The 8,011-nt window shown below is 72.7% G+C and carries 9 protein-coding genes; 7 read left to right on the forward strand and 2 right to left on the reverse strand.

What is annotated here, in order from left to right:
* Positions 1-39: 39 nt before the first annotated feature.
* From H489_RS27510 to H489_RS27525, 4 genes are all read left to right on the forward strand, one after another.
* Positions 40-693, forward strand: coding sequence for a CatA-like O-acetyltransferase (locus H489_RS27510; protein WP_017886968.1), 654 nt, complete (start codon positions 40-42; stop codon positions 691-693).
* Positions 694-732: 39 nt separating this feature from the next.
* Complete coding sequence (locus tag H489_RS27515) at positions 733-1,755, forward strand: Gfo/Idh/MocA family protein (protein WP_017886969.1); 1,023 nt, start codon at positions 733-735, stop codon at positions 1,753-1,755.
* Positions 1,752-2,780 (forward strand): Gfo/Idh/MocA family protein, encoded by a 1,029-nt coding sequence (locus tag H489_RS27520; protein WP_017886970.1) that lies wholly within the window; start codon positions 1,752-1,754, stop codon positions 2,778-2,780. The genes H489_RS27515 and H489_RS27520 overlap by 4 nt, the downstream gene beginning before the upstream one ends.
* Before the next feature lie 75 nt (positions 2,781-2,855).
* A complete protein-coding gene (locus tag H489_RS27525) occupies positions 2,856-3,863 on the forward strand; it encodes a LacI family DNA-binding transcriptional regulator (protein ID WP_017886971.1) in 1,008 nt (335 codons plus the stop codon).
* Positions 3,864-3,926: 63 nt separating this feature from the next.
* Here H489_RS27525 and H489_RS27530 read toward each other — a convergent pair whose 3' ends face one another.
* Both H489_RS27530 and H489_RS27535 read right to left on the reverse strand, forming a co-directional pair.
* Positions 3,927-4,682 (reverse strand): esterase/lipase family protein, encoded by a 756-nt coding sequence (locus H489_RS27530; protein WP_228499901.1) that lies wholly within the window; start codon positions 4,680-4,682, stop codon positions 3,927-3,929.
* Complete coding sequence (locus H489_RS27535; RefSeq protein ID WP_139179657.1) at positions 4,679-5,452, reverse strand: alpha/beta fold hydrolase; 774 nt, start codon at positions 5,450-5,452, stop codon at positions 4,679-4,681. The genes H489_RS27530 and H489_RS27535 overlap by 4 nt, the downstream gene beginning before the upstream one ends.
* An 82-nt stretch (positions 5,453-5,534) precedes the next feature.
* Between H489_RS27535 and H489_RS27540 the strand changes: the two genes are divergently transcribed.
* From H489_RS27540 to H489_RS27550, 3 genes are all read left to right on the forward strand, one after another.
* Positions 5,535-5,984, forward strand: a complete 450-nt coding sequence (locus tag H489_RS27540) for a hypothetical protein (protein ID WP_040419616.1) — start codon at positions 5,535-5,537, stop codon at positions 5,982-5,984.
* A 21-nt stretch (positions 5,985-6,005) separates the two neighbouring features.
* Complete coding sequence (locus tag H489_RS27545) at positions 6,006-6,554, forward strand: dihydrofolate reductase family protein (RefSeq protein ID WP_017886974.1); 549 nt, start codon at positions 6,006-6,008, stop codon at positions 6,552-6,554.
* Positions 6,555-6,657: 103 nt separating this feature from the next.
* Positions 6,658-7,956: an NAD(P)/FAD-dependent oxidoreductase gene (locus H489_RS27550; RefSeq protein WP_017886975.1), complete on the forward strand. Its 1,299-nt coding sequence runs from the start codon at positions 6,658-6,660 to the stop codon at positions 7,954-7,956.
* Positions 7,957-8,011: the final 55 nt, after the last annotated feature.

Raw genomic sequence — 8,011 nt, forward strand, 5'->3', positions numbered from 1 at the left:
CTCCACCGTAGGGAAGCGATCCCGCACGAGGGTGGAGCCATGACCGAACTCCGGGCGATCGACGTCGACCAGTGGGCCCGCCGCGAGCACTTCGAGCACTACCGGCAGCGGGTGCCGTGCGCGTACGAGGTGACCGTCGAGCTCGACGTCACCGCCTTCGTCGAACGCGTCCGTTCGACCGGCCGACGGACCTACGCGTCACAGCTCTGGGCCATCGCGACCGTGGTGAACCGGCACGACGAGTTCCGGATGCAGCTGCTGGACGACGGCTCCCCCGCCGTGTGGGACCGCGTCCACCCGATGTTCACCGTGTTCCACCCGGACACCGAGACGTTCTCCGCCCTGGTCGTGCCGTACGACGACGACTTCGGCACCTTCCACGATGCCGCGGTGTCGACGATCGAGCGGTACCGCGACGACACCCGGATGTTCCCGCAGGACGACCGCCCCGGCAACGTGTTCGACGTGTCGACCCTGCCGGGGGCGTCGTTCACCGGGTTCTCGTTGCAGGTGCGTGACGGCTGGGACCACCTGCTGCCGATCATCACGCTCGGCGGGTACCGGACCGCTGGTGACCGGACGCTGCTCCCCCTGGCGCTGCACGTCGACCACGCCGCCGCCGACGGCTTCCACACGACCCGGCTGCTGCGCGAGCTCGAGGAGCTCTTCACCGACCCTGGCTGGCTCGGCTGACCCTGCCCGTCCTCGGACCGCATCTCCTACGCTGACCCCATGACGCCACAGTCGGAGACCCTCGCCCGGAAACGCATCGGGCTCGTCGGCGCGGGCGGCATCTCCGTCGCGCACCTGCCCGGGCTGCTCCGCCTGGGCGATGTGGTGGTGCACGCTCGCGAGGGCGCCCACGAACTCGTCGACGCCTTCGCCGACACCGCCCGTGCCGAGGGCAGCACGATCACCGTCGCCGACAGCCTCGACGAGCTCCTCGCCGCGGTCGACGTCGTCGACGTCGTGGTCCCGACACACGCCCACGCCGAGGTGGTCCGCGCGGCGATCGCCGCCGGCAAGGACGTCGTCTCCGAGAAGCCCCTGGCCCGGACCGACGCGGACGCGGCGGACCTGGCGGCCCGCGCTGCGGACGCAGGCGTCCAGCTCTACCCGGCCCAGGTGGTGCGCTGGTTCCCCGCGTACACGCGCCTGCACGAGGCCGCGACCACGGGCCTCCTGGGCGACCTGGCGGTGTTGCGGTTCTCGCGGTCCGGCGCCTTCCCCACCCACGTCCCCTGGTTCGGCGACCGCGCGCTGTCGGGCGGGATCGTGATGGACCAGATGATCCACGACCTGGACATCGCCCGCTGGGTGGCGGGCGAGGTGACCCGGGTGTCGGCGGTGAGCGTCCGCGCGGGGTCCGAGGCGGAGCCGGTCGAGGCGGCGCACGTCCTGCTCACGCACGAGTCGGGCGCGATCAGCCACGTCGCCGGGCTGTGGGGGCCGCAGCACCTGGCCTTCACGACGGAGTACTCGGTGACGGGGACGCTCGGCAGCCTGTCGCACTCCTCCCGGGCCGAGGAGGACACCCGGAGCGACCTGGCGGCGCCGGCGTCCGTCGACGGTTTCCTGCCGCCGGTGGACCCGGCCGCCGACCCGTACGCGCTGGAGCTCACCGACTTCCTCGCCGCGTTCGACGGCGGTCGGCCACCCCGGGTCACCGTCGACGACGGCGTCGCCGCGGTGCGGATCGCGAACGCGGCGATCGAGTCGATCGAGTCCGGCCAGCCGGTCGAGGTCGCACGGTGACGCTCCGGATCGGTGTGCTCTCGTTCGCCCACACGCACGCCATCAGCTACCTCGGCGCCCTGGCGGCCATGCCCGACGTCGAGGTGCGCGGCACGGACCCGGGCGGGGTGTCCACGGGGACGGAACTCGGCGACCTGCGCGGAGCCGAACTGGCACGCGCGCTCGGCGCCGGGTACGCGGACTCCGTCGACGAACTGCTCGCCTGGGGCCCGGACGCGGTGATCGTCACGAGCGAGAACGCCCGGCACCGCGAGTTCGTCGAGCTCGCGGCGGCAGCGGGGGCAGACGTGCTCTGCGAGAAGCCGATCGCGACCTCGTGGCAGGACGGCCTCGCCATCCGCGATGCCGTGGACCGCGCCGGAGTGCTGCTGATGATGGCGTTCCCGGTGCGGTTCGCCTCGGCGTTCGACCGGCTGCGGGCGACGCGGGACTCGGGCGCACTCGGCACGGTGTTCTCGGTGCGGGGCGCGAACAACGGCATGCTGCCGCTCGCCCGCGACTGGTTCACCGACGTCCGGCTGAGCGGAGGCGGCGCCCTCGTCGACCACGTCGTGCACGTCGCCGACCTGATCGACGGGCTGACCGGAGCGACGCCGGTGTCCGTCACCGCCGTCGCGAACCAGGTGCTGCACGCCGACCGAGCGAACGCCGAGACCGCGGGCCTGGTGACCATCACGTACGACGACGGCACCATCGCGGCGATCGACTGCTCGTGGAGCCGACCGGACACGTCGCCGGTGTGGGGCGGCTTGACGCTCGACGTCGCCGGGACGGGCGGCACGGTGTCGGTGGACTTCTTCGGGGCGGCTGCTCGCGGGCTCGACGCCGTGGGCGGCCGGCCGATCGAGCTCCGGTACGGGCCCGACCACGACGTGCCGATGCTCCGGACGTTCCTGGCGGCCGTGGCGTCCGGGGAGCAGCCGCAGCCGGACGTCGGGGTCGGCCTGCGGACGCTGTCGATCGTGCTGGCGGCGCAGGAGTCGGTGCGGACGCGCCGGACGGTCGCGGTGCAGGCCGCGGGCTAGCCCCGCACCACACCGCGCCACACCGTCGCCGCACGCCGCCCCACCCCTGCCCGCCCCCGCGCTACGCTCGTCCCGATGCGCGCAACCGTGCGGGACGTGGCCGCCCTCGCCGGGGTGTCCCCGAAGACCGTCTCCAACGTCGTCAACGGCGGCGTCGTCGTGCGCCCGGAGACCCGTGAACGCGTCGAGCGCGCGGTCGCCGAGCTCGACTACGTGCCGAACCTGTCCGCCCGCGGGCTGCGGAACGGCCGCTCGGGAGCGATCGCGCTGACGCTGCCGGAGATGGGCAGCGCCTACTCGGCCGAACTCGCGCAGTCGTTCGTGGAACTCGCCCGCGAACGCGGCTGGGTCGTGCAGCTCGAGCAGACCGGCAACGACCCGACTCTCGAACGCGAACTGGTGTCCCGCGCCCGCGCACACCTGGTGGACGGGCTGATCCTCAACCCGGTCTCGCTCAGCGCGAGTGTCCTGGCCTCGACCGAGGGGCTGCCGCCGACCGTCGTCATCGGCGAGGTCGAGCCCGAGCACGTCGACCAGGTGCACGTCGACAGCCGTGCGGCGGCCGACCAGGTCACCGCACACCTCATCACCCACGGGCACCGGCGCATCGCGATCGTCGGCGCGTCTCCCGACGGTGCTGCGACGGCGACGAGCGAGCTCCGCGAACGCGGGTACACCGCAGCGCTCACCGCAGCAGGCATCACACCCGACCCGTCGCTCCGCGTCCCGCTGCCGGCGTGGACCACGAGCGCCGCGGCGACGACCTTCGCGGCCTGGCTCGACGAGCACCCCCTGCCCGACGCCGTCTTCGCCTTCACCGACTCGATCGCGTTCGGGGTGCTGCACGTCCTCGCCGCCCGCGGGGTCCGGGTGCCCGAGCAGGTCAGCGTCATCGGGTTCGACGACGTCGAGTCTGCCGCGTACGCGATCCCGTCGCTCAGCACGGTGTCGTTCGACCGTCGGGCCTTCGCGACGGCGGCACTCGACCTGCTGACCCGGCGGATCGCGGACCGCAGTGCCGCGCCGGAGACCGTCGTGGTGCCGCACCGGATCGTCGAGCGCGCGAGCGTCGCTGCCCGCTGAGCGCGTCGGCCGAGTCTCGGCCCGGCGGACAGTCGGCGCCGTCGGAACAGCGAGAACTGTCCGTCAGGCCGAGTCTCGGCCGGAACAGCCGTCAGCCGCAGCCGCCAGCACCGCTGACCGCGTCCGCGCATCGCCGAGGATCCGGAAGTGCCCGCCCACCGGCAACCGCACGTTCGTCGCACCCTGCAGTTCGCTGCCCTCCGGGATGAGCGTGTCGAACACCCCGTACACCGACGTGATCCGCGCGTTGGCATCGAGTTCCCGCGCCAGCCCCGCCAGCACCGGGTCCGCCGCCCGGAACGCCCGCAGGTGCGGCACCGGCGCCAGCCGCGCGTAGACCGACCCCGCGAAGGGCGTCGACACCGCGACCATCCGGTCGATCCGCTCGTGCTGGTCGAGCTGCGTCATCGCGTACTTGCCGATCAACCCGCCCTTGCTGTGCGCGAGCACGAGCACGTTCCGCAGGTCCTGTTCCTGCAGGTACGCCATCACCGCACGCGCCGAGTCCGGCACGGGTCGCAGGTTGTGCCGCAGGACCGGCAGCACGTGCACCGGGTGTCCCCGGTCGTGGAGCGCGTCCATCAGCGGCCGCATGAAGTGCCAGGTCTCGTAGACGCCGGGGACCACGACGACGGGCTGCCCGTCGCCGGTCCGGTAGTCGTCCGCGGTGGTCGGGCCGAGGCTCCGGACCTGCCACCGGGCCGCGTACCCCCAGTCGAGTGCGGCCCAGCAGGCACGCCGCACCAGCGGGACACGGCCTGGAGGCCCGGATCGCGTCGTCCGCGCCGCCTCGGTCCCCGACGTGGCCGGCCGGGTCATCGGAGTCCCTCCAGGCGCTCGGCGCTGCGGAACGTCTCGAGGAGTCGTGCGAGCGCGTCCGGCTGCCGTTCCTGCACGTGGTGCGGCCCCGCCAGTTCCACGAAGGTGCCGTCCGGCGCAGCGGCCGCGAGCCGGGCCGACCAGTCGTGCCGCGCGATGGGGTCCTGGGTGCCGCGGACGACGAGGACGGGCTGCGTGACCTCGGTGATCGTCTGCTCGGTCGGGTAGCGGAGCATCGGCCCGAGCTCGCGCAGGTACTGGCGCATGCTCCGGAGGTAGTCGGTGACCAGGACCGTGTTCATCCGGACCCCCTCGACGAAGCCGTCGCGGCTCAGGTCGAGCGCCTGCATCGGGAGCGATCGCCGCTCGGCGTCGATCACCGGACCGACGAGCACGATCGCCGTGACGGCGTCGGGGTGACGGCGGGCGGACTCGATGACGACCTGCGTGCCCATCGACTGCCCGACGAGCACCAGGTCATCGTCGACCAGGTGTCGGACGGCCCGCACCACCACGTCGCCGAGCTCCTCGATCGACAGCCGCCGACCGGCCGCGGGCAACCAGCCGAACCCCGGCAGGTCGACGCTGATCGTGTGGTGCTCGGCGGCGACGGCGCGCTGCGACCGGGCGAAGGACCGGTGTGACATCCCGATGCCGTGGACGAACACGACGGTGGGGTCGGCCTCGTCACGGACCGGCCCGCGCGACGGCATGGTGTGCAGGCGCACGGGCAGCCCGTCGATCCGGACGGTCTCCACAGCAGCGCGCACGAGCCGAGGCTACGCGGCGGTTCGCAGCACCGGGTCAGCCTGGTCATCGGCTGCCCACAGCCGGGCCGTGTGGAGTGCTGGCATGAGCGACACCACTCCCACCAACGGCCACGAACCGGCCCGCTCCGTCCCGGCGAACCGGGCGACGACGCCGACCGGCTGGGACGCCACCCCGACGTCGACCGCCACGCTCGACGGGCCCGCGCTCGCGCAGCAACAGCAGCCGCAGCCGCAGCCGCAGCCGCAGCCGCAGCCGCAGCCGTACCGCGCCGACACCGGAGCCTGGAACCCCGGCGCCCCGAACGGCACCACCCCCTGGTACGGCGCCGGAACCACGGGCGACCGCCGGAGCACCGGCCCGAAGCCCCCGTGGTTCTGGCCGCTGCTCGCCGCCGTCGTCGCACTCGCAGCGTTGCTCGTCGGTGGCGGCGTCGGGTTCGCCGTCGGCCACGCGATCGGCGCCGATCGGTCACAGTCCACGACCCGGGTGCCGGGCACGGACCGGTTCCCGGGCAACGGCACCGGGCGCTGACCGGCGGGTACGATCCGGACCATGCGGAAGACCACTGCCGGTCTGTTCACGTCGGTCGACGGCGTCGTGCAGGACCCCTACGAGTTCCAGTACGACAGCTTCGACGCCGAGCTCGGTGCCGCGATGGGTGCCTTCACGGCCCGCACCGACACCGTGCTGCTCGGCCGGAACAGCTACCTCGAGTGGTCCGAGTGGTGGCCGGCCCACCCGGAGGACCCGTTCGGGCAGTGGATCAACCCGATCGAGAAGCACGTCGCCTCCACCACCCTCGGCGACGACCTGACCTGGCAGAACAGCACCCGGATCCCGGGCGACGTCCCCGCGTTCGTCCGCGACCTGCAGCAGCGCGACGGGGCCGACATCGCCGTGTGCGGCAGTGTCACGCTCGTCCGCAGCCTGCTGTTCGCCGGGGTCCTCGACGAACTGCAGCTCATGATCCACCCGGCGATCGCCGGCCGTGGCCGGCGGCTCTTCGAGCCGACCGACCCGCCCACGCGCCTGCGTCTGGTCGACAGCACCGTGACGAGCAAGGGGAACGTGCTGAACACCTACGGGCGGTTCGACGCCTGACGGACGCACCACGGGCCTCCCGGCCCCTGCCCGTCATGCGCCCTGCCGAACCGCGCGTACCCTCGTGGGTGACCACACGCACCCGAGGAACACCGGAGCAAGCATGACCCAGGACACCCGCCCGCACGTCGTCATCGTCGGCGGTGGATTCGCCGGTGTGGCCGCCATGCGTGAGCTCGCCGACGCGCCGGTCCGGGTGACCCTGGTCGACCGCCACGTCTACAACATGTTCCAGCCCCTGATGTACCAGGTGGCGACGGGCGGCCTGAACGCCGGCGACGTGACGTACTTCCTGCGCTCGCTCCGTGCCCGGCAGTCGAACGCGGAGTTCCGCCACGGCCTGCTCACCGGCATCCGCACCGACGAGCGCATCGCCGAGATGTCCGACGGCGAACACCTGCACTACGACTACCTGATCCTCGCCAACGGTGTGAACACGAGCTACTTCGGCACCCCCGGTGCGTACGAGTACGCGTACTCGATGTACTCGCGCTCGCAGGCACTCCGCATCCGCGACGAGCTGTTCACCCGACTCGAAGAGGCGGCGGCGAACCAGGGCCCCGACGAGATCCGCATCGTCATCGTCGGCGGCGGCGCGACCGGCGTCGAGATGGCCGGCGCGCTCGCCGAGCTCCGCGACCAGGCCCTCGTCGGCGCGTACCCGGAGATCGAGCGGGGCAACATCTCCATCACGCTCGTGCACCGCAGTGGTGAGCTGCTCAAGCCGTTCGCCCCGCGCCTGCGCCGCTACGCCGCCAAGGTGCTGCGGAAGCGCGGCGTCGTGCTCCGGCTGAACACCGGCGTCTCCGAGGTCAAGCCCGACGGCGTGATGACGGCGGACGGCGAGTTCATCCCCGCGTCGCAGGTCGTCTGGGCGACCGGTGTCGCGGCCCACAAGGAGGTCTCCGGCTGGGGCCTGCCGCAGACCCACGGGGGCCGCATCCAGGTGAACGACGACCTGAGCGTGAAGGGCGCCGAGCGCATCTTCTCCGCCGGCGACATCGCCGCGCAGGACGACGCCCTCGCCCAGCTCGCCCAGCCCGCACTGCAGGGCGGACGGCACTCGGCGCGGCAGATCGTGCGCCTGCTCGAGGGCAAGGCCACCGAGCGCTTCAAGTACTTCGACAAGGGCACCATGGCGACGATCGGCACGAACGCCGCGGTCGCCCAGCTGCGCGGCGGGATCACGATGGTCGGCCCGGTCGCCTGGCTCGCCTGGGTGTTCGTGCACATCACGAGCCTGCTCGGCGCCGGCAACCGGATGTCGACCCTGACGCACTTCTTCGTCCGCTACGTGTGGTTCATGCGGAAGCGCTCGATCCCGATCGTCGGCGACGTCCGCCCGGTGCGCCCGAACGGCGACCGCGAGCCGGACCCCTGGCAGCTGCAGAAGGCCGAGTAGCCGCCGAGTCCACTCGCGCGCTCGCGCGCTCGCTTCGTGAGCAGGAACGGTCGGG

The organism is Curtobacterium flaccumfaciens UCD-AKU, assembly GCF_000349565.1.
GTDB classification, from domain to species: Bacteria; Actinomycetota; Actinomycetes; order Actinomycetales; family Microbacteriaceae; genus Curtobacterium; species Curtobacterium poinsettiae.